General features: G+C 67.0%; 24 protein-coding genes. 6 read left to right on the top strand and 18 right to left on the bottom strand.

Features of this window, described 5'->3' with window-relative positions; genetic code table 11:
- Positions 1–29 precede the first annotated feature (29 nt).
- The 3 genes from clpA to WDN01_05125 all read right to left on the bottom strand — a co-directional run bounded on the left by clpA (position 30) and on the right by WDN01_05125 (position 3,361).
- Positions 30–2,360 carry an ATP-dependent Clp protease ATP-binding subunit ClpA gene (gene clpA, locus WDN01_05135; protein ID MEJ0025393.1) on the bottom strand — a complete coding sequence of 777 codons (2,331 nt, stop codon included), beginning with the start codon at positions 2,358–2,360 and terminating at the stop codon, positions 30–32.
- Positions 2,361–2,367: 7 nt separating this feature from the next.
- Positions 2,368–2,721, bottom strand: a complete 354-nt coding sequence (gene clpS / locus WDN01_05130; GenBank protein ID MEJ0025392.1) for an ATP-dependent Clp protease adapter ClpS — start codon at positions 2,719–2,721, stop codon at positions 2,368–2,370.
- A 178-nt stretch (positions 2,722–2,899) separates the two neighbouring features.
- Positions 2,900–3,361 (bottom strand): phasin family protein, encoded by a 462-nt coding sequence (locus WDN01_05125; GenBank protein ID MEJ0025391.1) that lies wholly within the window; start codon positions 3,359–3,361, stop codon positions 2,900–2,902.
- Between the two features lie 278 nt (positions 3,362–3,639).
- Here WDN01_05125 and WDN01_05120 point away from each other — a divergent pair, with 278 nt between their 5' ends.
- The gene (locus WDN01_05120) at positions 3,640–5,319 is read left to right on the top strand and encodes an SPOR domain-containing protein (GenBank protein ID MEJ0025390.1); all 1,680 of its coding nucleotides are present in this window, start codon (positions 3,640–3,642) and stop codon (positions 5,317–5,319) included.
- On the opposite strand, the gene WDN01_05115 is transcribed toward WDN01_05120, so the two are convergent.
- The 5 genes from WDN01_05115 to putA form a co-directional block, all read right to left on the bottom strand.
- The gene (locus tag WDN01_05115) at positions 5,316–6,026 is read right to left on the bottom strand and encodes a DnaJ domain-containing protein (GenBank protein MEJ0025389.1); all 711 of its coding nucleotides are present in this window, start codon (positions 6,024–6,026) and stop codon (positions 5,316–5,318) included. The two genes, WDN01_05120 and WDN01_05115, sit on opposite strands and share 4 nt — an antisense overlap.
- The gene (locus tag WDN01_05110; GenBank protein MEJ0025388.1) at positions 6,027–6,728 is read right to left on the bottom strand and encodes a hypothetical protein; all 702 of its coding nucleotides are present in this window, start codon (positions 6,726–6,728) and stop codon (positions 6,027–6,029) included.
- Positions 6,729–6,837: 109 nt separating this feature from the next.
- Positions 6,838–7,365 (bottom strand): SRPBCC family protein, encoded by a 528-nt coding sequence (locus WDN01_05105; protein ID MEJ0025387.1) that lies wholly within the window; start codon positions 7,363–7,365, stop codon positions 6,838–6,840.
- Positions 7,343–7,708 (bottom strand): metalloregulator ArsR/SmtB family transcription factor, encoded by a 366-nt coding sequence (locus WDN01_05100; GenBank protein ID MEJ0025386.1) that lies wholly within the window; start codon positions 7,706–7,708, stop codon positions 7,343–7,345. The genes WDN01_05105 and WDN01_05100 overlap by 23 nt, the downstream gene beginning before the upstream one ends.
- Positions 7,709–7,773: 65 nt before the next feature.
- Positions 7,774–10,884 carry a bifunctional proline dehydrogenase/L-glutamate gamma-semialdehyde dehydrogenase PutA gene (gene putA / locus WDN01_05095; protein MEJ0025385.1) on the bottom strand — a complete coding sequence of 1,037 codons (3,111 nt, stop codon included), beginning with the start codon at positions 10,882–10,884 and terminating at the stop codon, positions 7,774–7,776.
- A 66-nt stretch (positions 10,885–10,950) separates the two neighbouring features.
- Between putA and panC the strand changes: the two genes are divergently transcribed.
- Positions 10,951–11,796, top strand: coding sequence for a pantoate--beta-alanine ligase (gene panC / locus WDN01_05090; GenBank protein MEJ0025384.1), 846 nt, complete (start codon positions 10,951–10,953; stop codon positions 11,794–11,796).
- A gap of 13 nt (positions 11,797–11,809) precedes the next feature.
- Here panC and WDN01_05085 read toward each other — a convergent pair whose 3' ends face one another.
- The 5 genes from WDN01_05085 to WDN01_05065 form a co-directional block, all read right to left on the bottom strand.
- Positions 11,810–12,244 carry a DUF1489 domain-containing protein gene (locus WDN01_05085; protein MEJ0025383.1) on the bottom strand — a complete coding sequence of 145 codons (435 nt, stop codon included), beginning with the start codon at positions 12,242–12,244 and terminating at the stop codon, positions 11,810–11,812.
- The gene (locus tag WDN01_05080) at positions 12,241–14,124 is read right to left on the bottom strand and encodes a biotin carboxylase N-terminal domain-containing protein (protein MEJ0025382.1); all 1,884 of its coding nucleotides are present in this window, start codon (positions 14,122–14,124) and stop codon (positions 12,241–12,243) included. Before WDN01_05080 ends, WDN01_05085 begins: the two co-directional genes overlap by 4 nt.
- A gap of 87 nt (positions 14,125–14,211) precedes the next feature.
- Entirely contained in the window at positions 14,212–14,556 is a 345-nt protein-coding gene (locus WDN01_05075) for a hypothetical protein (protein ID MEJ0025381.1), read from the bottom strand.
- Positions 14,557–14,655: 99 nt separating this feature from the next.
- A complete protein-coding gene (locus WDN01_05070; GenBank protein ID MEJ0025380.1) occupies positions 14,656–14,952 on the bottom strand; it encodes a putative quinol monooxygenase in 297 nt (98 codons plus the stop codon).
- Positions 14,949–15,512 carry a flavin reductase family protein gene (locus tag WDN01_05065; protein MEJ0025379.1) on the bottom strand — a complete coding sequence of 188 codons (564 nt, stop codon included), beginning with the start codon at positions 15,510–15,512 and terminating at the stop codon, positions 14,949–14,951. Before WDN01_05065 ends, WDN01_05070 begins: the two co-directional genes overlap by 4 nt.
- Positions 15,513–15,582: 70 nt before the next feature.
- Here WDN01_05065 and WDN01_05060 point away from each other — a divergent pair, with 70 nt between their 5' ends.
- Both WDN01_05060 and WDN01_05055 read left to right on the top strand, forming a co-directional pair.
- A complete protein-coding gene (locus WDN01_05060) occupies positions 15,583–15,852 on the top strand; it encodes an AbrB/MazE/SpoVT family DNA-binding domain-containing protein (GenBank protein ID MEJ0025378.1) in 270 nt (89 codons plus the stop codon).
- A complete protein-coding gene (locus WDN01_05055) occupies positions 15,839–16,240 on the top strand; it encodes a PIN domain-containing protein (GenBank protein MEJ0025377.1) in 402 nt (133 codons plus the stop codon). The genes WDN01_05060 and WDN01_05055 overlap by 14 nt, the downstream gene beginning before the upstream one ends.
- A gap of 4 nt (positions 16,241–16,244) precedes the next feature.
- Here the strand turns inward: WDN01_05055 and WDN01_05050 are convergent, their stop codons facing one another.
- Genes WDN01_05050 through WDN01_05035 form a run of 4 tightly spaced genes read right to left on the bottom strand, consistent with a single transcriptional unit; the run spans position 16,245 to position 19,719 of the window.
- Entirely contained in the window at positions 16,245–16,535 is a 291-nt protein-coding gene (locus tag WDN01_05050) for a hypothetical protein (GenBank protein ID MEJ0025376.1), read from the bottom strand.
- Between the two features lie 2 nt (positions 16,536–16,537).
- Positions 16,538–18,130 carry a carboxyl transferase domain-containing protein gene (locus WDN01_05045; GenBank protein ID MEJ0025375.1) on the bottom strand — a complete coding sequence of 531 codons (1,593 nt, stop codon included), beginning with the start codon at positions 18,128–18,130 and terminating at the stop codon, positions 16,538–16,540.
- On the bottom strand, positions 18,127–18,513 hold the full coding sequence (locus WDN01_05040; GenBank protein ID MEJ0025374.1) for a DUF4345 family protein: 387 nt from the start codon (positions 18,511–18,513) through the stop codon (positions 18,127–18,129). The genes WDN01_05045 and WDN01_05040 overlap by 4 nt, the downstream gene beginning before the upstream one ends.
- A 24-nt stretch (positions 18,514–18,537) precedes the next feature.
- Entirely contained in the window at positions 18,538–19,719 is a 1,182-nt protein-coding gene (locus WDN01_05035; protein MEJ0025373.1) for a thiolase family protein, read from the bottom strand.
- A gap of 122 nt (positions 19,720–19,841) precedes the next feature.
- On the opposite strand from WDN01_05035, the gene WDN01_05030 reads away from it, so the two are divergent.
- A complete protein-coding gene (locus WDN01_05030; protein MEJ0025372.1) occupies positions 19,842–20,627 on the top strand; it encodes a hypothetical protein in 786 nt (261 codons plus the stop codon).
- Positions 20,628–20,742: 115 nt separating this feature from the next.
- Here the strand turns inward: WDN01_05030 and WDN01_05025 are convergent, their stop codons facing one another.
- Positions 20,743–21,915 (bottom strand): isovaleryl-CoA dehydrogenase, encoded by a 1,173-nt coding sequence (locus WDN01_05025; GenBank protein ID MEJ0025371.1) that lies wholly within the window; start codon positions 21,913–21,915, stop codon positions 20,743–20,745.
- Positions 21,916–22,093: 178 nt separating this feature from the next.
- On the opposite strand from WDN01_05025, the gene WDN01_05020 reads away from it, so the two are divergent.
- Positions 22,094–23,275: a class I SAM-dependent methyltransferase gene (locus tag WDN01_05020; GenBank protein MEJ0025370.1), complete on the top strand. Its 1,182-nt coding sequence runs from the start codon at positions 22,094–22,096 to the stop codon at positions 23,273–23,275.
- The last annotated feature ends 205 nt before the right edge of the window (positions 23,276–23,480 follow it).

Raw genomic sequence — 23,480 nt, 5'->3', positions numbered from 1 at the left:
CGACCCTCCCTCAAGGGGAGGGTGACCTTTCAGACGCTCTCCTCCGCCTTCGGCTTTTTCGGGGGCGGGAGGGCTTTCGGCTTTTTGCTGTTTTCCGTGATGAACTCGAAGGCCAGCTTGTCCGCGTCCCGATCCAGCAGCACGCGCACCGTGCCGCCGTCCTTCAGCTTGCCGAACAGGATCTCGTCCGCCAGGGGCTTCTTCAGATTCTCCTGGATCACGCGGGCCAGCGGCCGCGCGCCGAAGGCGTCGTCATAGCCCTTCTCGCCCAGCCAGCGCGTCGCTTCCGGCGTCAGGTCGAAGGTCACGTCGCGGTCCACCAATTGCGCCTCGAGCTCGAGCACGAATTTGGTCACGACATGGTCGATCGTGTCGCGCGACAGCGGCTGGAAGGTGATCGTCGCGTCCAGGCGGTTGCGGAACTCCGGCGTGAACAGCTTCTTGATCGCTTCCTCGTCCTCGCCGTCGCGCTTGCCGCGGCCGAAGCCGATGGCATCCTTCGCGGCATCCGAGGCGCCCGCATTGGTGGTCATGATCAAGACCACGTTGCGGAAATCGATCTTCTTGCCGTTGTGGTCGGTCAGCTTGCCGTGGTCCATCACCTGCAGAAGGATGTTGAACAGGTCGGGATGCGCCTTCTCCACCTCGTCCAGCAGCAGCACACAATGCGGATGCTGATCGACGCCGTCGGTGAGCAAGCCGCCCTGGTCGAAGCCGACATAGCCCGGCGGCGCGCCGATCAGGCGGCTGACGGTGTGACGCTCCATGTATTCCGACATGTCGAAACGCAGGAGCTCGACGCCCAGCGTCTTGGCGAGCTGCTTGGCCGCCTCGGTCTTGCCGACGCCGGTGGGTCCTGAGAACAGATAGGAGCCGATGGGCTTTTCCGGCGCGCGCAGGCCGGCGCGGGCGAGCTTGATCGCGCTCGCCAGCGCATGCAGCGCCTTGTCCTGGCCGAACACGGCCAGCTTGAGATCGGCTTCCAGCGTGCGCAGCGCCTCGGTGTCGTCCTTCGACACGGATTTCGGAGGAATGCGCGCCATGGTGGCGATCACGTCCTCGACTTCTTTCACGCCGATGACCTTCTTGCGCCGGGACTCGGGGAGCAGCATCTGCGAGGCGCCGACCTCGTCGATCACGTCGATCGCCTTGTCCGGCAGCTTGCGGTCGTTGATGTATTTCGCCGACAGCTCCACCGCGGCCTTCACCGCGTCCGTCGTGTAGCGGACCTTGTGGAACTCCTCGTAGTACGGCTTGATGCCCATCATGATCTTGATCGTGTCGGGGATGGTCGGCTCCACGACGTCGATCTTCTGGAAGCGGCGGACGAGCGCGCGGTCCTTCTCGAAATACTGGCGGTATTCCTTGTAGGTGGTCGAGCCGATGCAGCGCAGCGTGCCGGCCTGGAGCGCGGGCTTGAGCAGGTTGGACGCGTCCATCGCGCCGCCGGACGTGGCGCCGGCGCCGATCACGGTGTGGATCTCGTCGATGAAGAGGATCGCGCCCTTCAGCGCCTCCAGCTCCTTCACGACCGATTTCAGCCGCTCCTCGAAATCGCCGCGATAGCGCGTGCCGGCGATCAGCGAGCCCATGTCCAGCGAATAGATGATGCTGTTCTTCAAGACATCGGGCACTTCGCCCTTGACGATCTTGCGCGCCAGGCCTTCGGCGATGGCGGTCTTGCCGACGCCGGGGTCGCCGACGAAGAGCGGATTGTTCTTCTGGCGGCGGCAGAGGATCTGGATGGTGCGGTCGACCTCGGCGAGGCGCCCGATGAGCGGATCGACGCGGCCCTGCTTGGCCTTCTCGTTCAGGTTCACGCAATAGGCTTCGAGCGCCTCGGTGCCCTGCTTGTTCTTGGGCTCGCCCTCCTCGCCTTCCTCGTCGGCGCCCTTGGCGGCCTTCTGCTGGCTCATGCCGGGGCGCTTGGCGATGCCGTGGCTCATATAGGAGACCGCGTCGAGCCGCGTCATGTTCTGCTCTTGCAGGAAATAGACGGCGTGGCTCTCGCGCTCGGTGAACAGCGCGACGAGGACGTTCGCGCCGGTGACTTCCTCGCGGCCGGAATTCTGGACGTGCAGCACGGCGCGCTGGACGACGCGCTGGAAGCCGGTGGTCGGCTTGGCGTCCTCGCCATCCTCGATCACCAGGGTCATCAGCTCTTCGTCGACGTATTTCTGGACGGTCTTGCGCAGCGCCTCGAGATCGACATTGCAGGCCTTCATCACCTGGGCCGCGTCGGTGTCGTCCATCAGGGCGAGCAAGAGGTGCTCGGGCGTGGCGTATTCATGGTGCCGGTCGCTCGCGAGCTTGATCGCACGATGCAGCGCTTGTTCGAGGCTTCGCGAGAGTGAGGGCATCTAAACGCTACTCCTTCTCCATGGTGCATTGCAGAGGATGCTGGTGGCGGCGGGCGAATTCAATGACCTGCGCGACCTTGGTTTCGGCGACATCATAGGTGAAAACGCCGCAGATGCCGACGCCGTGGCGGTGGACGTGGAGCATAATCTCGACGGCCTGCTCGCGGCTCTTGTTGAAGATCTTCTCCAGGATGTGGACGACGAACTCCATCGGCGTGTAGTCGTCGTTGAGCAGGAGCACCTTGTACATGCTCGGCTTCTTGGTCTTGGGGCGCGTCTTCGTGACGATGCCCGTGCCGGCGCCGTCACCGTCGCGTGTTCCCTGGCCGCCCTGGCCTCGCCCGTCACGTCCGTCTTTCATGTCGCCGTATCATAGACCGAATATAGGGAGGCCTATCCTATTCCATAAGAGGGCCGTGCAAAGCCCCCATAAAGCACCCAAAGCCGGCGCGGTTACTGCCGCGGCGGCGGCGCGAAAACGAAAGAGCCCGGGATCGCTCCCGGGCTCTTCCAGACGCTTTACAGCTTTTCGAGGCGGATCAGGCCGCGCGCGCGCTCTGCACGACATCGACCCAGGCCTGGACGCGGCCCTGAATCGGCTCGAAGGTTTCCTTGGAGGTGGCGACCATGAGCTCGCCGAGCTTCGTCATCTCGCTGATGTAGGATTCGAACGCCGACTTCGCGAAGCCGGTCTGCAGCTCGAACGCCTCATGCGCCGACTTGGAGGCCATCAGGGCCTTCGCGTTGGCGATCGAGCCTTCGATCGACTGCTTGGAGAAGGAATAGATTTCGTTGTGCAGCGACTCGGCGCCCTTGCCGGCGACGTTCGCGGCTTTCACATAGGCCTCGACCGTGTCCTTGGAAAAGCCCAGGAGCTGGTCGTAGTTCTTCACGGCCTTCTCGAAATTCGCCTTGATCGCCTCGGTGCCGGTCTTGAACGCGGTCTCGATGGTCTCGGTCGTGCCGTTGAGCTTCTCGCCGGCCGTTTTTGCTTTCGCCATAATGGTTACTCCTCGTAAGGTTCATGGCGCACCGTCGTTCGGCCAGGCGGCCTTGTTGCGGTGCAACATGAGTTATATGCAGTGCAACAGCGATTCTGTCAAGAGGAATGCTGCACTGCACCTAGGGTTCCATACGGAGGGGAAATAACCCTTATGGACCGGAGCGTTAACGCTTCGTAAATGGGGCCTTCCTACGATCATTAGCGGTTGCGATGGGAGCTTTGATTTGGTCTTATCGATCCTGTTTGGGGCGCCGACACTAACGAAATGGGGCTGTGATGTCTGAACAGCCGCGCGCCGTCTTTGGCGCGCTCGTGCGGACGCTGTTCGCGGCGGGAATCCTGGGACTTGCCTTGGTGGCAGGCACCGATCCGACCCTCGCCCGGGGGCATCACCACCGGGGCGGCGCCCGCGCGCGCATCCCGATCGCCGCAGGCGCGACCGACCCGGCCAAGGACGCCGCGCTGATCGCCGACGGCGAGACCGGCCGGGTGCTCTATGCCCGCAACGCCTATGCCGAGCGCCATCCCGCTTCGCTGACCAAGATGATGACGCTGTACCTGCTGTTCGAGGCGCTGAAGCGCGGCGACGTCAACATGCAGACCCTGCTGCCGATCTCGGAGCATGCGGCCAGCCAGCACCCGACCAACCTGCACCTCTATGCCGGCGACATGATCCCGGTCGATACCGCGATCAAGGCGATCGTCGTGCGCTCGGCGAACGACGTCGCAGTGGCGATCGGCGAGGCGCTGGGCGGCACCGAAGGCCATTTCGCCGAGCTGATGACCGCCAAGGCGCGGGCGCTCGGCATGCGCGACACGTTCTACCACAACGCGTCCGGCCTGCCCGATCCGCTCCAGATCACGACCGCCAGCGACCTTCTCGTGCTGGCGCGGCACCTCGCCTATGATTTTCCGCAGTATTTCCCCTATTTCGCGACGCCGGGGTTCACCTTCCGCGGCACCAACTACGTCACCCATGACAACCTGATCGGCCGTTACGACGGCGCCGACGGCATCAAGACCGGCTACACCGGCATGTCGGGCTTCAACCTCGTGTCGTCGGTGGTGCGCAACGGAACGCATGTGATCGGCGTCGTCATGGGCGGGCGCACCGCGCATCGCCGCGACCTCGAAATGATCCATCTGCTCGACGACGCCTTCGGGCGAATCGCGGTCAATCCGGCGCTGGTCGCCCATGCGGGCGTTCCGTGGCGCAATGTGGCGGTGAACGCGCCGCCCGTGGTCGCGACCCTGGACGTCGCGCCGGCCGCCGCCGACGACGAGGAGAGCGCCGAGGCCGCCGCGACCGCCGACCAGGACGACGACGCCAATGTGATCGCGGCCCCGCCGCCGCCGCGTCCGAACACCGCGCCCGTCGTGGCCCAGGCGGCGCCCGCGCCGGTCTACCAGCCGGCGCCGCAGGCGCCGCCGCAGCGCGTCGCCCTCGCCCCGCCTCCGCCGCAGCGTGTCGCTCCGGCGCCGCCTGTCGTCCAGAAGCCGATCCGGGTGACCAACGCGCCCAGGCCCAAGGCGAAGCCGCCGGAGATCGTCGTCGCCGCCGCCGACCTGCCGGTCGTCAAGCCGAAGCCGGTGCAGGTCGCGGCCGCCATCGTGCCGACCGCCAAGCCGGCCGCGCGGCTGCGCAGCGACATCGGCGAGGGCGATATCGGCGATGCCGGAACGCCGGTCGTCATGGGACCCAAGGCCTGGACGATCCAGATCGGCGCCTTCGCCGACATCAACCAGGCGCGCGGCCAGCTTGCCTCCTATGCCGAGAAGTCGATGGACATCCTGGGCCAGGCGGCGCGCGTGGTGATCCCCTTCACCGGGGTCGACGGCCACACGCTCTACCGCGCGCGGTTCGGGCCCTTCGTGGAGCGCGAGGCGCGGGAAGTCTGCTCGCGGCTGACCCAGCGCGGCCAGACCTGCTTCACCGTGCTGGCGTCGTCGCGTTAGGTCCCGAGCAGGACGTCCTTGGCTTCGTTGATCTTCGAGGCGAGATAGTCCGAGCCGCCGCGGTCGGGATGGTTCTGCAGCATCAGCCGGCGATGCGCGGCGCGGATGTCCTCTTCCGTCGCGCCGTCGGTCAGGCCGAGAACCTTCAGGGCTTCGGCGCGCGTCATGCCGGTCGTGGCGCGTTCGGGCGGCGGCTGGGACGGTTCGAAATCCTGGCGCCAGTCGGGGCCGAAGGCGCGGTCGAGCCACGCTTCCAGCAGCCGTCTGGTTTCCGCATCGTCCGAAGCGGCTTCGGCGTAGAGATCGGACAAGGCTTTCTTGTCGAGTTCGTCGAGGCGTTTTCCGGCATGGGCGCCGCGCAGGACCGTGCCGCGCATCTCGCCGCTGTCATGGTCGAGCTCCATCTCCAGCCAGGACGTGCGCACGCTCGTCGTCCGGCCGCGCGACGACGCGGACTTGCGGCCGAGATGCGGCCAGCCGCCGGGCCAGGCACGGCCGCCGGTGAAAACGCCCCAGGCGGCGCTCGCGACGAACACGGCGACCGCCGGGCGGTCGAGGAAGAAGAGGCCGACGGCCAGAGCGGCGAGAACGCCGGCGCCGGCATAGCGCAGGCCCTTCGCCAGGGCGGTCGGGTTGGCGCCCGCGAAGGCGCGCAGCAGCAGGATCAGAAGCACCAGGACGACGGCGCCGAGCAGGAACTCGCCCATCTATTTGCGGTCCATCTGGTCGGCGATGCGCAGCAATTCGCCGCCCGTCTTGCGCGCGTGCTCGCGCAACGCGACGGCGCCGCCGGTGGCGTAGATCGCCGCGGCCATGAGAAGTTCGCGGAGCTGCTTGGCGGCGCCGGCATCGAAGCGGGCGTAGATGCCCTTGGTCAGGCGGGCGATGTCGCGGAAGACGGCGCCGGCATGGGGATCGTCGCCCTCGTGGAACATGAAGGCGGGAACGCCGAGAAGCGCGAGCCTGGCCGCCTCGGCGGCCGCGGCATCGGGGTTCTCCTCGAAGGCGTCGCCGACATAGACCAGTGCGCCGACCTTGGTCCGACCCGCCTCGGACGCGGCATGGGCGAGGACGCGGCAGAGCTGGGTGAAGCCGCTGCGGCAGGTCACGTCGCGCATACGGTTCGCGAGCACGGTGGCCGACGGGGTCCAGTCGCTGGCGCGGAATTCGTGGCCGCGGAAATAGACGAGCTGCACCGCCAGGCCGCCGATGGATTGCGCGACCGCGAACATGTCGCTTTGGATCTCGGTCGCCTTGGCCCAGGTCGGCTGGCGGCTCATCGTGGCGTCGATGGCGAAGATCAGGCGGCCCTTGGTCTGGGCGAGGCTGGGCAGCCTGGCGGCGCGGCCGAGGAAGGCGTCGATGTCGCCCTTCGACGACGGCTTTGCCGGAAGATTGTCGCTGGCCATAGACGTCCCTCCGCCCCCCAATGTCGGCATTGGCGGCGCCGATTCCAAGCCTTAGGGACCCGGAAGGGCAAAGTCGACCGGTCGACGCCGTTCCATGCAAGAGACGACGTTACGGACGTCCCGAACTCGCGCCCAGCGTGACGAGAAGATCGTCCAGTTGCGCGAACGTCTCGTCGTACCCACCCATGCTCCCGGAGGCGATGGCTTCGTCGAGAGCCTCCTTCGAGGGATAGAGGTCGCGCATGACGACCAGGGTGTCGGCACCGCGTTCTTCGAAGGTCACCGTGGTGACGGCCCCGCCTTCGCCGCCCTCGTCATTCGTCCAGACGAGGCGGGCGTTCGGCGTCACTTCGAGGTACCGGCCGAAGAACGCCATGGGCTGCTCCGAGGCAGGGTGGCCGAACACGAAGCGGTAGGTGCCCCCCGTACGAACATCGGCCTCGCAGGACATGAAGGTCACTCCGAACGACGTCGGCGCCCACCATTGCTTGAGCAGTTCGGGCCGGGTCCACGCCGCGAACACGATGCGTACCGGGCCGTTGAAGGTTCGCGTCGTGACGACCTCGCGCTCGGACGTCCGTTCCACCGTCGTGGGATTCTTCGTGCGGTTGGGCTCACTCTTCCCTTTTGCGTCCATCGGCCTTCTCCTTCCGTTTCAGATCCTCGACAACCTTGTCCAGCGCGTCGAAGCGCGCCTCCCAGAGCCGGCGGCACCCTTCGATCCACGCCGCCTCTTCCTCCAGCCGGCGCAGGCCGAGCCTGCAGGTCCGCACGCGCCCGACCTTTTCCGTGATGACGAGCCCTGCCCGCTCCAGGACGCCGACATGCTTCTTCATGCCCGTGAGGGTCATGTGGAATTTCTCGGCAAGGTCCGTGATCGAGGCGTCCGCGCGGCCGAGCTGCTCCAGAACGCCGCGCCTTGTGGCGTCCGAGAGCGCGGCGAACGATACATCGAAGCGGGTTTGGCTATACTGAACCATCTGGTTCAGTATTTAACACCGGGATCGCCGGCATGCAAGCGAAGGCCGCGCGCCTTGCCGCGGTCCTACGACGAACTGAGCAGCGCCGTATTGCCGCCGGCGGCGGCGGTGTTGACGGTATAGGTGCGCTCCAGGGCGAAGCGCGGCAGGTAGTGCGGGCCGCCGGCCTTGGGGCCTGTGCCGGACAGGCCCTCGCCGCCGAAGGGCTGGACGCCGACCACGGCGCCGATCTGGTTGCGGTTGACGTAGAGGTTGCCGACGCGGACGCGGGCGCGGACGAAATCGGCGGTCTCCTCGATCCGGCTGTGGATGCCGAGCGTCAGCCCGAACGCCGTCGCGTTGATCGCGTGGCACACCTTGCCGAGGCTGTCGGCGGAATAGCGGATCACATGCAGCACCGGCCCGAACACTTCGCGCTTCAATTGGTCGAGGGAATCGAGCTCGAAGGCGTGCGGCGCGAAGAAGATGCCGTTCGACAATTCCGGCGGCACGGCGAGCTTGCGCAGCAGCTTGGCCTCGCGCGCCATCCGCGCCGCATGGGTTTCGAGCATTTCGCGGGCGGCCTCGTCGATCACGGGGCCGATATCGGTGTCGAGGCGCAAGGGATCGCCGATCTTCAATTCGTCCATCGCGCCCAGCAGGATGTCGAGCATCTTGTCGGCGACGTCGTCCTGCACGAACAGCACGCGCAGGGCCGAGCAGCGCTGGCCGGCGCTGTCGAAGGCCGAGGCCAGCGCGTCGCGCGCGACCTGCTCCGGCAGCGCGGTCGAATCCACGATCATCGCGTTCTGTCCGCCGGTCTCGGCGATCAGCGTGGCGATGGGACCGCTGCGCGCGGCGAGCGCCCGGTTGATGGCGTTGGCGGCGTCGGTCGAGCCGGTGAAGGCGACGCCGGCAAGGCGCGGATCGGCGAACAGCACCTTGCCGATGCGCGGGCCGTCGCCGGGCAACAGGTGGAGCACATTGGCTGGCACGCCGGCCTCGTGCAGCAGCCGGACGGCGGCGGCGGCGATCAGCGGGGTCTGCTCGGCGGGCTTGGCCAGCACGCCATTGCCGGCGGCGAGCGCCCCGGCGACTTGGCCGGCGAAGATCGACAGCGGGAAATTCCACGGACTGATGCAGGCGAAGACGCCGCGGCCGTGCAGGGTCAGCTCGTTCGACTCGCCGGTCGGCCCGGGCAGGCGCAAAGGCTCTTCGAACGTCGCGGCGGCGCGGGTCGCGTAGTAACGCAGGAAATCGACGGCTTCGCGCACTTCGCCCAGCGCGTTGGGCAGCGTCTTGCCCGCTTCGCGCACCGCCAGCGCCATCAGGAGCGGGCGGTTCTTCTCGAAGAGATCGGCGGCGCGGTAGAGGATGCCGGCGCGGACCTTGCCGCCCAAGGCGTCCCAATCGGCCTGCGCCTTGTGCGCCAAGGCCAGCGCGGCGCGTGCGTCGTCCGAGGCGGTTTCGAGGACCGTGCCGACGATCCGGCGGCGATCCGCGGGATCGCGAATCTCGGCCGGCGCGCCGCCGCACACCGCGCCGCCGATGACGGGCGCCGCGTCGTGGCGGGTTTGCAATATGTCCTCGATCCGCGACAGCAGCGGCTCGCTGACTTTCGGATCGCTGAACAGAAAGCCATGCGAGTTCTTGCGGTCGCCCAGGATGTCCTTCGGCAGCGCGATCCGGGGATTGCGATGCGGATGGGCGGCGGCGATCTGCGCCACGGGATCGGCGACGATGTCTTCGACCGGCGCGTCGTCGTCGGCCAGGCGGTTCACGAAAGAGGTGTTGGCGCCGTTTTCCAAGAGGCGGCGCACGAGATAGGCCAGCAGGTCCTCATGGCTGCCGACCGGCGCGTAGATGCGCGTCGGCACGCCGCCCAGCTCGCGGTGGATCTCGTGCAGCGCCTCGCCCATGCCGTGCAGGCGCTGATATTCGAAGTCGCGCCGCCCGCCGGCCAGCGCGTCGATGGCGGCGAGCGAATGGGCGTTGTGGGTGGCGAATTGCGGATAGAGCGCGGCGCCGGCGCCGAGCATGACGCGCGCGCAGGCGAGATAGGACGTGTCCGTCGCGGCCTTGCGCGTGAACACCGGGTAGTCGTCGAGGCCCATCTCCTGGCCGCGCTTGATCTCGCTGTCCCAATAGGCGCCTTTCACCAGACGCACCGGAATGCGCCGGCCCTGGCGCCGCGCCAGATCGATCAGCCAGTCGAGCACCGGCATGGCGCGCTTCTGATAGGCCTGCACCGCGAGGCCGAGACCGTCCCAGCCGCGCAACTCGGGCGCTTCCCCGAAAGCCTCGAACAGGTCGAGCATCAGGTCGAGGCGCTCGGCCTCTTCCGCGTCGACGGTGAGCGCGATGTCCGCGGCGCGGGCCTGCGCGCCCAGCGCCAGCACGACGGGCATCAGCTCGGCGAAGACGCGCTCGCGCTTGACCCATTCGTAGCGCGGATGGAGCGCCGAGAGCTTCACCGACAGGCTGGGCCGCTCGAAGATCGCGCGGGAATCCTTCGGGGTCGTCGCGGCGATGACATCGAGGGCATCGCGATAGGACCGCGCGTAGCGTGCCGCGTCGGCCTTGGTGTAGGCGGCCTCGCCCAGCATGTCGAAGGAGAAGCGGTAGCCCTTGTCGGCCAGCGGCTTCGCCTCTTTCAGCGCCTCGCCGATGGTGCGGCCGAGCACGAATTGGCGGCCGAGAATGCGCATCGCATAGGTGACGGCCTGGCGGATCACCGGCTCGCCCGAGCGCGCGACGAGCTTCCTGAAGATGCCGTCGAAATCCCATTTCGAGGTCTCGTCCAGGCGGACGATGCGGCCCGTCAGCATCAGCGCCCAGGTCGAGGCGTTGACGAACAGCGAGTCCGACTTGGCGCGATGGCGGTCCCATTGCGCGCCGCCGATCTTGTCGCGGATCAGCTTGTCGGCGGTCTCGGCGTCGGGGACCCGCAGCAGCGCCTCGGCCAGGCACATCAGGGCAACGCCCTCCTCGCTGGAGAGTGCATATTCGCGCATGAAGGCGTCGATGCCGCCGGCCTTGGCCGAGTCCTTGCGGATGCGGGCGACCAGATCGGCGGCGACGCGCGCGGTCTGCCCTGCCTCGGCGGGCGAGAGCGTGGCCTGGGCGATGCGCCGGTCCACGACGGCGTCTTCGTCGGCGAGATAGGCGGCTGAGATTGCGTCGCGCAGCGGCGTCATGGGGATGTCGGTTCGGGTGGCGGAGGATTGTAGCGCGGCCCCCGCCCGGCGCGCTATGTTCGCGCGATGAAAACGCCCGAGATCGTGGAGACCATCGCCGCGCTGCGCGACCGGATCGCCGGATGGCGCCACGACGGCGCCCGCATCGGCCTGGTGCCGACCATGGGCGCGCTGCATGACGGCCATCTGTCGCTGGTGCGCGAGACACAAAGCCGCGCCGACAGGAGCGTGGCCAGCATCTTTGTAAACCCGGCGCAGTTCGCGCCGCACGAAGATTTCGACCGCTATCCGCGCGACCTGATCAGCGATGCCGCCAAGCTCGGCGGGGTCGCGCTCGACCTGATTTTCGCGCCGTCGGTCGCGGAGATGTACCCGGCGGGCTTCGCGACCCGGATCGAGGTGGGCGGGCCGGCGCGCGGCCTCGAAACCGATTTCCGGCCGCATTTCTTCTCCGGCGTCGCGACGGTGGTGTCCAAGCTCCTGATCGCGGCGATGCCCGATGTCGCGATCTTCGGCGAGAAAGACTACCAGCAGCTTCTGGTCATCCGCCGCCTGACCACCGATCTCGGCCTGCCGATCGAGATCGCCGGGGCGCCGATCATCCGCGAGGCCGACGGGCTCGCGATGTCGTCGCGGAATGCCTATCTGGACCCCGGGCAGCGCCGGATCGCCGGCCGGCTCAATCTCGTGCTGCGCGATGCGATCGCGCGGCTGAAGCGCGGCGACGGCGTCGCGGTGGTGGAGCAGTTCGGGCGCAGCGACCTGCTGGAGGCGGGATTCGACTCCGTCGACTATGTCGCGATCCGCGACGCGGCGAGCCTGGAGACGATCGAAAGCCTCGACCGGCCGGCGCGGATTCTCGCGGCGGCGAAGATCGGCGCGACGCGGTTGATCGACAACATGGCGGTGTGAACCGCCGGCGGCGTTACAGCAGTCCCAATTCGACCAGTTCGGCTTGCAATCGCTCGGGAAGCTTTTCGAGGCCCTTGGCGCCGCGCGCGTCGGGCGGGGCGTCCTTCGCGGGAAGATAGCGCCAGCCCTGGAAGGCGCGATGGGCGCGGCGGCGCACCGGCACCAGCTCGGGCGCGTAGACCAGGCCGCAATGCGGCGTGCCGTTCTTGGTCACGCGGCGGATGTCGAGCAGCGTCTGGCGCACCGCGATCTGGCCCTTGATCACCCAGTAGAGCGAGCCGCCGTCGAGGATCTCGTCCTTGCGCTTGGGCATCATGCGGGTGACGTGGATCAGCTCGGGGGTCTTCACGCCGCGCTTCTTCTGGTCGCGGACGCGGCCGGCCTGCCATCGCGCCAGCTCCTCAACCGTCTCGACGCCGACGCAGAGCTTGAGGATGTGCAGCGTCACGCAGCCTTCTCCGCGACGAAGCGCACCACGAGCGTACCCTCGCCCACCTGGTCGCCGACCGCGACCGCCACCGCCTCGACGGTCGCGGCACCCGGCGCGGACAGCGTGTGCTCCATCTTCATCGCTTCGAGGACGGCGAGCGGCTGGCCCGGCTTCACCGCGTCGCCGGACTTGACGAGGACCTGGATGATCTTGCCCGGCATCGGCGTCACGACGCGGTCGGTGGCGGCGCCGGCGGCATCGGCGGCGTCGAAGGGATCGTATTCGCGCAGCACATAGGTCTCGCCCTTTTCCATCACAGCGATGGCGCCGCTGGCGAGGCGGAGCGTGTTCGCGTCCGCCAGGGCCTGAGCCTCGGCCAGCACGGGCTTGCCGTCGACGGCAAAGGCGATGCGAGGGACCTTGGCACCGCCGAGGCGGAAGCCGTCGCGCGCGGCCCAGGGATCGGTGCTGTCGGACGCGTGCTCGCGGACGACGAAATCGGCGGCGGCCGAAAGTATGCGCGGCGGCAGGGTCGCCGGCGGAACGAGGCGGTCGATGTGCCGCTCGATAAAGGCCGTATCGATGTCGCCGGCGCGGAAGTCGGGTTCGCGGAGGGCGCGGGCCAGGAACGCGTTGTTGGTCTTCAGGCCGGCGATCTGCGTGGCGTCCAGAGCCGCCGCGAGCGTCTCAATCGCGTCATCGCGGGTCGGGCCGTGCGCGACCACCTTGGCGATCATCGGATCGTAGAACGGTGTCACCGCGTCGCCCTCGCGCACGCCGCTGTCGATACGCACGCCCTGCGGAAAGCGCAGGCGCTCCAGCGTGCCGATGGAGGGCAGGAAGCCGTTCTGCGGGTCTTCTGCATAAAGGCGGGCCTCGACGGCGTGGCCGGCGATGGCGAGATCGGGCTGCCGTTTCGGAAGCCGCTCGCCGGCGGCGACGCGGAGCTGCCATTCGACGAGATCGGTGCCGGTGATCGCCTCGGTCACGGGATGCTCGACCTGCAGCCGCGTGTTCATCTCCATGAACCAAATGCGGCCGGCGCGAAGGCCTTCGGAGGCGTCGGCGATGAACTCGACGGTGCCGGCGCCGCGATAATCGACCGCGCGGGCGGCCGTCACGGCGATCGCGCCGATGGCGGCGCGGATGGCGGGCGTCATGCCGGGCGCGGGCGCTTCCTCGATCACCTTCTGGTGGCGGCGCTGGAGCGAGCAATCGCGCTCGAACAGATGGACGGCGTTGCCGTGCGCGTCGGCGAAGACCTGGACCTCGATGTGGCGCGGGCGGGTGACGTATTTCTCGATCAGCACTGCGTCGTTGGCGAAGGCGCCCTTCGCTTCGCGCTGGGCGCTTGCCAGCGCGGCGGGGAAATCGGCGGCACCCTCGACCTTGCGCATGCCCTTGCCGCCGCCGCCGGCCACCGCCTTGATCAGCACGGGATAGCCGATACGCGCCGCCTCTTTCGCGAGATGCTCGGCGGACTGGTCGTCTCCCAGATAGCCGGGCACTACGGGCACGCCGGCCTTCTCCATCAGCGCCTTGGCGCGGTCTTTCAGGCCCATGGCGCGGATCGCGCCGGGCGGCGGGCCGACGAAGACGATGCCGGCGGCGGCGCAGGCTTCGGCGAAGGCGGCGTTCTCCGACAGGAAGCCGTAGCCGGGATGGATCGCCTCGGCGCCCGCTTCGCGCGCGGCGGACAGAACCGCGTCGATGTTCAGATAGGATTCGCGCGGCGCGGCGGGGCCGATGCGCAGGGCGCTGTCGGCCAGCGCGACATGGGCGGCGTGCGCGTCGGCGTCCGAATAGACCGCCACCGTCCGCAGCCCCATGCGCCGGGCGGTGCGGATGACGCGGACGGCGATCTCGCCGCGATTGGCAATCAGAAGGGAGCGGAACATCGGGCGGGTTTAAGCACAGTTCGCAGCGCCGAAATACTCTCGATCAGACGCGCGCGAAACGACTGTGGATAAGTACCGCCGTCCCTTTCAGTGCGCGTGCGCCGGCGGCGAGAGGAACATCCGCTTGATGAACATCAGGACCGCGATGACGATCAGATAGCCGACATAGAGCGCGACCGCGGTGCGCCAGAAGTCGAACTCCATCAGCGGCGGCAGGCGGAAGGCGGCGTGCCGGGCGACGACGGGGATGAGGACGTCGGCGATCAGGTTGACCAGCGTGGCGCCGAGCGCCACGGCCCAGATGCGGTCCCAGGCCGGCGCGACGATGGCGGCGACGAGGGCGATGACGAGGCCCTCGACCGCGTTCACCGAGTCGTAGCCTTCACGAAGGAAGTTCAGGATAACATTGAGGAAATGCGTGATCTGATCCATGGCTGTCCCCTCATCCGTTTACCGTATTCTAGCGGACAACGCGGAACTTTGGGGGAAGTTTCGCAGGCCAAGTCGCGCTCGCCGCAGGGTTGCGGGCTCTCAGAGCTTCGCGGGCGCGGCTTCGAAGACGTGCATTGTGCCGGGGTCGGCGGCGAGGCTGCGCAGGCGCTTGGCGAAGGCGCGCGATTCCGGCACGGCGAAATGGGCGCGGATCGCCGCCGCGTCCGCCCAGCGCTCGAAGAAATGCAGCTTCAGCGGATTCTCGGCATCGACATAGACGCCGTGCTCGATGCAGCCGGGCTCGGTGCGGGAGCGGTGGACGTGCTCGAGGGCGATGCGCAGCATCTCGGCGCGGTTGGCTTCGGAGGCGACGACATGGCCGGCGACGACGATCATGGATCCTCCAGCATGGCGGGGCGGAAGAGCTTGCGCCATTTGCGCGTCTCGGCGCCTGCTACCATGAACGCGCCGTCGCCGCGATAGTGGATGGTCTTCGGCCAGCGGGGCGTCGCGGCGGCGCGGGCAGCCACGACGTCGAAGACGAACAGCTCGTAGTCGTCGATCAGGCGGTCGTCGGCGAGACGGCATTCGAGGTTGACGGGACAGGCGGCGATGAGCGGCGCGGAGACTTTGCGGCCCTTCTCCTTGGCGAGGGCGAAGGCGGCGAATTTGTCGGTGTCGCGGCCCGAGCAATTGCCGATGCGCACGACGGTGGGCGCGATATCGACCGCCGGAATGTTGATCGCGCATTCGCCGCTGTCGCGGATCAGGCGGTGGCTGTGGTTCGCGTTCCAGATGTAGCAGCCGATGCGGTCGTAGCCGAGCATCATGTGCCAGCCGCAGGTCATGATGTCGGTTTCGCCTTCGTGCGCCGAGCTGATCAGGATGATCGGCCCGGGCTCCAGGTAGCGGCGCGCCCGAGCGGCGGGGAAAGCGCGTTTGGCGGTGGCGGTCATGGGGTCAACCAAATGTTGAAATTCGGCGCGCAATGATATACATTGTCCACTGTATATCATCGAGGTTGCCGTGCAAATCGCCAAATGGGGAAACAGCCTGGCGGTGCGCCTGCCGAAGGCGCTGGTGGAAAAGCTCGGCCTCAAAGAAGGCGACCGTGTCGAAATCTCGGCCGGCGGCAAGAAGGCGTTGGTGGTGGAGCGCGAAGGACAACGCAAGCGCGAGGCGGCGCTGAAAGTGCTGCGTTCGATGCAATGGGAAATTCCCGCAGATTACAAGTTCAGCCGCGAGGAAGCCCATGAGCGCGGCTGGCGCCTCGACGATCCCAATGAGCGTCGCTGACTTTTTCGATTCCAATATCCTGCTCTATGGCGCCTCGAACCAGCAGGCCAAGGCGGCGCGCGCGGCTGCGCTCCTGTTGGGCGGCGGCACTGTCAGCGTCCAGGTGCTCGACGAATTCGCCTCCGTGGCGTTGCGCAAGCTCGGCCGGCCAATGTCCGATGTGCGCAAATCCCTGACGGCCATACGGAGTGTCTGTGCGGTCGTCGTGGCGGACACCGCGACGCACGAACTCGGCCTCGATATCGCGGAACGCTACAATTTCTCGATCTACGACTCGATGCTGCTCGCGGCGGCGCAAAAGGCGAACTGCACGACGTTCTTCAGCGAGGACATGCAGCACGGACAAAAAGTCGGCGGGTTGACGATCCAAAATCCGTTTTGGCCATGATCCGTCACAGTTCGACGACTTCGACGTCGCCTTCATATTCTTGGGTGAGCATTTTAGCGAAGGCAATTGCCTCTTCAAGAGTTTCGTCGGGATGCGACGAGGTGAGAATGAATCGCTTGTCGTCACTTCCGTCGCCGACGACGTGCTCATCGATGAGGTCTTCGATACGGGCGCAGCCGGGTCCAACGACGCCGACGAACTTGACGCCTTCACGCAGGCACTGCTCAACGAATGGGCCTAAACGATCTTCATCGCCCGACGACCATTTGAGGACGATCTTCGGTGCGTTGAACATCACTACATCCGGAACACGCCGAACTTCGTCGGTTCGACCGGCGCGTTCAGACAGGCGCTGAACGCCAGCGCCAGCACCCGGCGCGTGTCGGCCGGCTCGATGATGCCGTCATCCCAGAGGCGGGCGGTCGCGTGGTAGGGACTGCCCTCGGCCTCGAAGCGCTCGCGGATCGGCTGCTTGAAGGCTTCCATCTGCTCGGGCGTCCATTTGTCGGCGTCGCGGTTGACGGTGGCGAGGACGCTCGCGGCCTGCTCGCCGCCCATGACGGAGATGCGGCTGTTGGGCCAGGAGAACAGGAAGCGCGGCCCGAAAGCGCGGCCGCACATGCCGTAATTGCCCGCGCCGTAGGAGCCCCCGACGATCAGGGTGATCTTCGGCACCTGCGCATTGGCGACGGCGGTCACCATCTTGGCGCCGTCCTTGGCGATGCCGCCGGCCTCGTATTTTCGCCCCACCATGAAGCCGGAGATGTTCTGCAGGAACAGGAGCGGGATTTTGCGCTGGCAGCACAGCTCGATGAAATGCGCCGCCTTCAGCGCGCTCTCGGAGAACAGGATGCCGTTGTTGGCGACGATGCCGACCGGAATGCCTTCCAGATGCGCGAAGCCGGTGACGATGGTCGTGCCGTAGAGCTTCTTGAACTCATCGAACTGCGAGCCGTCGACCAGCCGCGCGATGATCTCGCGCGCGTCGTATTGCACCGCCAGCGAAGGCGGCACGATGCCGTCGAGCTCGGCGGTCTCGTAGGCCGGCGGCCTGGGTGGGGCGAGCGGGATGTTCGGCTGCTTCGCCGTGTTCAGGCCGGCGACGATGCGGCGGACGATGGCGAGGGCATGGAGGTCGTCATTGGCGTAGTGGTCGGCGACGCCGGACTGGCGGGCGTGCACCTCGGCGCCGCCGAGATCCTCCGCCGTGACGATCTCGCCGGTGGCGGCCTTCACCAGCGGCGGGCCGGCGAGGAAGATCGTTCCCTGCCCCTTGACGATGATCGTCTCGTCGCTCATCGCCGGGACATAGGCGCCGCCCGCGGTGCAGGAGCCCATCACGGAAGCGATCTGCGGAATGCCCGCCGCGCTCATGTTCGCCTGGTTGAAGAAGATGCGGCCGAAATGGTCGCGGTCGGGGAATATCTCGGCCTGGTTCGGCAGGTTCGCGCCGCCCGAGTCGACCAGATAGATGCAGGGCAGCCGGTTCTGCTGCGCGATCTCCTGCGCCCGCAGATGCTTCTTCACGGTGACCGGATAATAGGTGCCGCCCTTGATGGTCGCGTCGTTGCAGACGATGACGCATTCGCGGCCCGAGACCCGGCCGATGCCGGTGATGATCCCGGCGCCGTGGATATCACCCTCGTACATGCCATAGGCGGCGAGCGGCGACAGTTCGAGGAAGGGCGAGCCGGGATCGATGAGGCGCTCGACCCGCTCGCGCGGGAGCAGCTTGCCGCGCTCGGTATGCCGCTTGCGCGCGCGCTCGTCACCGCCGAGCGCGGCGGCGGCCTGACGGTCGCGCAGTTCGCCAACCAGCGCGGCCATCGCGGCGGCGTTGGATTTGAAAGCGGCATCGCCGACGTGCAAGGCGGATTTCAGGGCCGTCATCCGATCCATCCAAAATCGACGTGCAGGCAGAGCCCGGTGAAGATCAGCGAAGCGATCTCGATTCCGGCATAGGTAAGCTGAATCGCCGCCCGCCCGCCATCCACGACCATCCCGAACAGGCGCGACGCCAGGATGGCGCCGACGACGATGCCGAGCGCGGCCAGCCCGAAACCGTGCATCCGCGGATCCCAGGCGGCGAGCCCGAACAGGAGGCCTGAGCCGATCAGGAAGCCGCCATACGTAGCGCGGATCGCGGTCACGCCCGAAGGCGCGGTGAAGGCGATGCCGAGGCTGCCGACCATGTTGCGCGGCGCGAGCAATCCCCACAGGCCGAATGCGACGAACACCAGCGCGGTCAGCGCGAGATTGATCTCCGTAAGCACGCGCCCCTCGCTTTTGTCCGGCGGTTAAAGCCGCTCCACCGCCACCGCCGTCGCTTCGCCGCCGCCGATGCACAGCGCGGCCACGCCGCGCGTCTTGCCGCGCGCTTCGAGCGCGTTCAGCAGCGTCACGATGATTCGCGCGCCGCTGGCGCCGATGGGATGGCCCAGCGCGCAGGCGCCGCCGTTCACATTGACCTTCGCATGGTCGAGGCCGAGGTCGCGCATCGCGATCATCGCGACGACCGCGAAGGCCTCATTGATCTCGAACAGGTCGACATCGTCCTTGCTCCAGCCGGCGGCCTTGAGCACCTTCTGGATCGCGCCGACGGGCGCGGTGGTGAACCATTTGGGCTCGTGCGCATTGCTGGCCTGCGCCACGATACGCGCGATGGGCCTCAGGCCGCGCCGCTCGGCTTCCTCGGCGCTCGACAGGATCAGCGCCGCGGCGCCGTCGCTGATCGAAGAGGAATTCGCCGCCGTCACCGTGCCGTCCTTGGCGAAAGCCGGCCTCAAGGTCGGGATCTTCTCGGGCTTGGCGGTCTTGGGCTGCTCGTCCAGCGCGACATTCGTCTCGCCGCCCTTCACGGGCACCTTCACCGCGACGATCTCCGCCGCAAAGGCGCCCGAGTCCTGCGCGCGCTTGGCGCGCAGTAGCGATTCGGTGGCGTAGGCGTCCTGCTCGGCGCGGGTGAACTGATAATGGCGCGCAGCGTCCTCGGCGAAGCTTCCCATCAGGCGGTGCTCATAGGCATCCTCGAGCCCGTCGAGGAACATCGAATCCTTGACCTCGCCATGGCCGAGCCTGAGGCCGGCGCGCGCCTTGGGCAGCAGATAAGGCGCGTTCGACATGCTCTCCATGCCGCCGGCGATGGCGAGCACGGAACGCCCGGCCGCGATCTGGTCGGCGGCGATCATCACCGCCTTCATCCCCGAACCGCACATCTTGTTGACCGTGGTGGCGGGCACGTCGAACGGCACGCCGGCATAGACCGCCGCCTGGCGCGCCGGGGCCTGGCCGAGGCCGGCCGGCAGGACGCAGCCCATCACCGTCTCGTCGATGTCGGCGGCGGCAACGCCGGCGCGCTTCACCGCTTCGCCGATGGCGGCGGCGCCGAGCTCGGGGGCGGTGCGGCCGGAAAGCTCGCCCTGGAAACTGCCCATGGGCGTGCGGGCGCCCGCGAGGATGACGACGTCTGTACTGGCCATGTCCTTGAAATCCCTAGGTTGCGCACCTGTCTCGCATTGGCACAAAAGCCATGACCGGCGCCGGGCCCTGAGTTATCATCAAACCGGAAGTCCGCACCAGCGGGCTCAAGGGGAATGGGGGCATGTGGAAAAGGCTGCTTGCAGCCCTGATCGGCGTCGGCGCGGGCCTGTTGCTGGCCGGGGCCTATTTCGGCGCGCTCTCTGCCGGCATCCCCGTGCGGCCGGACGTGGTCGTGGCGGTGGGCGCGGCTTTCGTCTTCGCGGGCGCCGTCGCGGTGTTCGCGCTGGTCGCGATGGACCGGCCGGCCTTCCGCAACGCGCGCCAGGGCATCGTGCTGAACGAGGACCCGGCGAAGGAATACGTCTTCGCGTTCCGCGGCGCGGACACGCTTCAGGTCACGGCGCGTCCCGAACAATCCATCGGCGAGATCTTCGTGCGCTTCGGCGACACGTTCAAGACGCCGCCCGAGCAGATGCGCAAATCCATCGTGGTCTCGATCAAGGGCTCGGCCAAGAAGCCGTTCCTGTGGATGACGCTGCACCAGCTCTTCATGATGCTGAAGCCCTACAATGTCGAGCACGTCCTTCTGTCGAACGAGAAGGACGCGTTCATCGGCTATATCCCTGGCAAGCGGGCGGTGAAGGATTTCACCGGCGAGAAGGCGATGGACGCGATCGACAAATATCTCGTCAAGGTGCTGCAGGCGCCGGCCGACTGCGCGGTGCTGCGCGAGCTCGGCGGGGCGACGCGCGACGACACCATCGCCGAGACCGACAACGCCTTCCAGGCCCAGGCCAAGCTGTGGGCCAATGAGAAGCTGCAGGGGCTGATCCTGCACAAGCACCTGAAGCCGGTCGGCTATATCAGCAAGGTCGACGTGCTCAGGATCAATGCGGGGCTGCTGTAGACAGCGACTGTCATGGTCCGCGAATGCGGACCACCCAGTTGGTGCGCTCAAAATTTCGACGGCGAAGCGGCGTCACCTGGGTCCGCCGCATTCGCGGCGGATGACAATGGAGCGCTCAGTTCCCGCTCTCCTCGAACAATTCCCGCCCGATGAGCCAGCGGCGGATCTCGGATGTGCCGGCGCCGATCTCGTAGAGCTTGGCGTCGCGCAAGAGGCGCCCCGTCGGATAGTCGTTGATGTAACCGTTGCCGCCCAGGCACTGGATCGCCTGCAAGGCCATCCAGGTACCCTTCTCCGCCGCGTAGAGGATCGCGCCGGCGGCGTCCTTGCGCGTGGTCTGGCCGCGGTCGCAGGCCCGCGCCACGGCGTAGACATAGGAGCGGGTGGCGCTGAGCGCGACATACATGTCGGCCAGCTTGGCCTGCATGATCTGGAACGCGCCGATCGACTCGCCGAACTGCTTGCGGTCGTGGACGTAAGGCACCACCGCGTCCATGCAGGCCTGCATGATGCCGAGCGAGCCGGCGGCGAGCACGGCGCGCTCGTAGTCCAGCCCGCTCATCAGGACGTTCACGCCCTTGCCGAGGCCGCCCAGGATGTTCTCTTCCGGCACCTCGCAATCCTCGAAGACGAGTTCGGCGGTGTCGCTGCCGCGCATGCCGAGCTTGTCGAGCTTCTGCGCCGCCTTGAAGCCCTCGAAGGTCTTCTCGACCAGGAAGGCGGTGATGCCGCGCGGACCGGCGGCGGGATCGGACTTGGCGTAGACGACCAGCGTATCGGCGTGCGGGCCGTTGGTGATCCACATCTTGGTGCCGTTGAGGACGAAGCGATCGCCCTTCCTGTCGGCGCGCAGCTTCATAGACACCACGTCGGAACCGGCGCCCGGCTCGCTCATGGCGAGGGCGCCGACATGCTCGCCGGAAATGAGCTTGGGCAGGTAGCGGCGCTTCTGTTCGCGCGTGCCGTTGCGGCGGATCTGGTTGACGCAGAGATTGGAGTGCGCGCCATAGGACAGGCCGACCGAGGCGGAGCCGCGGCTGACCTCCTCCATCGCGATGACGTGCTCGAGATAGCCGAGGCCGAGGCCGCCGAACTCCTCCTCCACCGTGATGCCGTGCAGGCCGAGGGCGCCCATCTCGGGCCACAGATGGCGCGGGAAGGTGTTGGTGCGGTCGATCTCGTCGGCGATGGGCGCGATCCGGTCGTCCGCGAAGGGGCGGACGGTGTCGCGGATCATGTTGGCGGTGTCGCCCAGGTCGTGGTCGAGCGAGCGGTAATCGTTGGCCATGAAGGAAAGGCTCCGGGAAGACGGGGCGCGATCCTAGCCGCGATCCCCCGCGACCGCGACGCCGGGGACCGGGCAGACCGCTGACGGATCATGACAAATCCTTTGCCAGCCCCTAATCTGGCGGGAATTCGCGCCCCAACGGTTTGGGGCTGCCCAAAATGAGTATCCGGGGGATTGGATGACGGAGACGCTGAACTTGCCCGCCGCCGCAGAGGCGCCGCCCGCGAAAACTTCGCTCCTGGGCCGCTTCGCGGCGCAGTACGCGAATATTTCGACGCCGTTCGAGGTGATCATGCCGGACGGGACGCATCAGCGCTTCGGCCAGGGCGCGCCCACCTTCACCATGACCATCCGGAACGACCGGGGCCTGAAGGCCGTCAGCAGCCTGGACGAGGGCAAGATCGCGGAGGCCTATCTGGCCGCCGACCTCGACCTCGAGGGCGACATGATGAAGCCGTTCGAGCTGCGCGGCTCGATGAAGGATTTCCACCTCGTGACCGAGGCGTGGCGCTACATCCAGCCCCTGTTCTTCGGCCAGGTGCACACCAACAAGCAGGCGATCTCGCATCACTACGACATCGATTCGTCGTTCTTCCTCGCCTTCCTCGATCCGGTGACGCCCTGCTACACCCAGGGCGTCTATGAGAGCCCCGACGAGGGCCTCGACGTCGCGACGCTGCGCAAGTTCGACTATTGCTTCCAGAAGCTGAAGCTGAAGCCCGGCGACCATATCCTGGAGGTCGGGCCGGGCTGGGGCGCGTGGTTCGAATATGCATCCGCGCGCGGCGTGAAATGCACCGGCATCTCGATCTCCAAGGAGTCGATCCGCTTCCTGACCGAGAAGGGCAAGACGCTGGGGCATGACTGGGAGCTGATCGAGTCGGACCTGTTCGACTACAATCCCGGCGTCAAATACGACGCCATCGTCATCATGGGCGTGATCGAGCATCTGCCCGATTACCTGCGCGTGGTGAAGAAATTCCGGTCGCTGATCAAGCCGGGCGGGCGGGTCTTCCTGGACGGCAGCGCCTGCATCAAGAAGTACGAGCTGTCGTCCTTCATGGTGAAGTACATCTATCCGGGCAACCATTCCTTCCTGGTGCTGGACGACCTGCTCAACAAGGTGGCCAAGACGCCGTTCCAGGTCGAGGAAGTGTTCAACGACCGCATGAGCTATTGCTACACCTTCATCCAGTGGGCGAAGAACCTCGACGCCCACAAGGACTTCCTGGTGGGCAAGTTCGGGGAGTTCAACTTCCGCCGCTTCCGGCTCTATCTGTGGGGCGCGGCATACGAATTCCTGAGCCGCAGCCTGGACTGCTACCGGCTCATCCTGTGGATGCCGGAGGACGCGGAGTAGGGCAAAATTCCATCGGATAGAACCGCTCACTGTCATGCCCGCTCAGGCGGGCATCCAGGGTCGCTTGCGGCAAAGCCTGAATTCCCGCTTTCGCGGGAATAACGGCGGAGACCATGGTGATTCAACTCGAAAGCGCTTTGCGCCAGGCGCCGCAGCCGGGATGACAATCGCCGCGGTTTTTGCTTAATATTCGCCGTCTAGGGGC

Origin of the sequence: Rhizomicrobium sp. (assembly GCA_037200985.1) — a bacterium.
Taxonomy (GTDB): domain Bacteria; phylum Pseudomonadota; class Alphaproteobacteria; order Micropepsales; family Micropepsaceae; genus Rhizomicrobium.
This window is presented reverse-complemented; position numbering and strand designations above follow the sequence as displayed.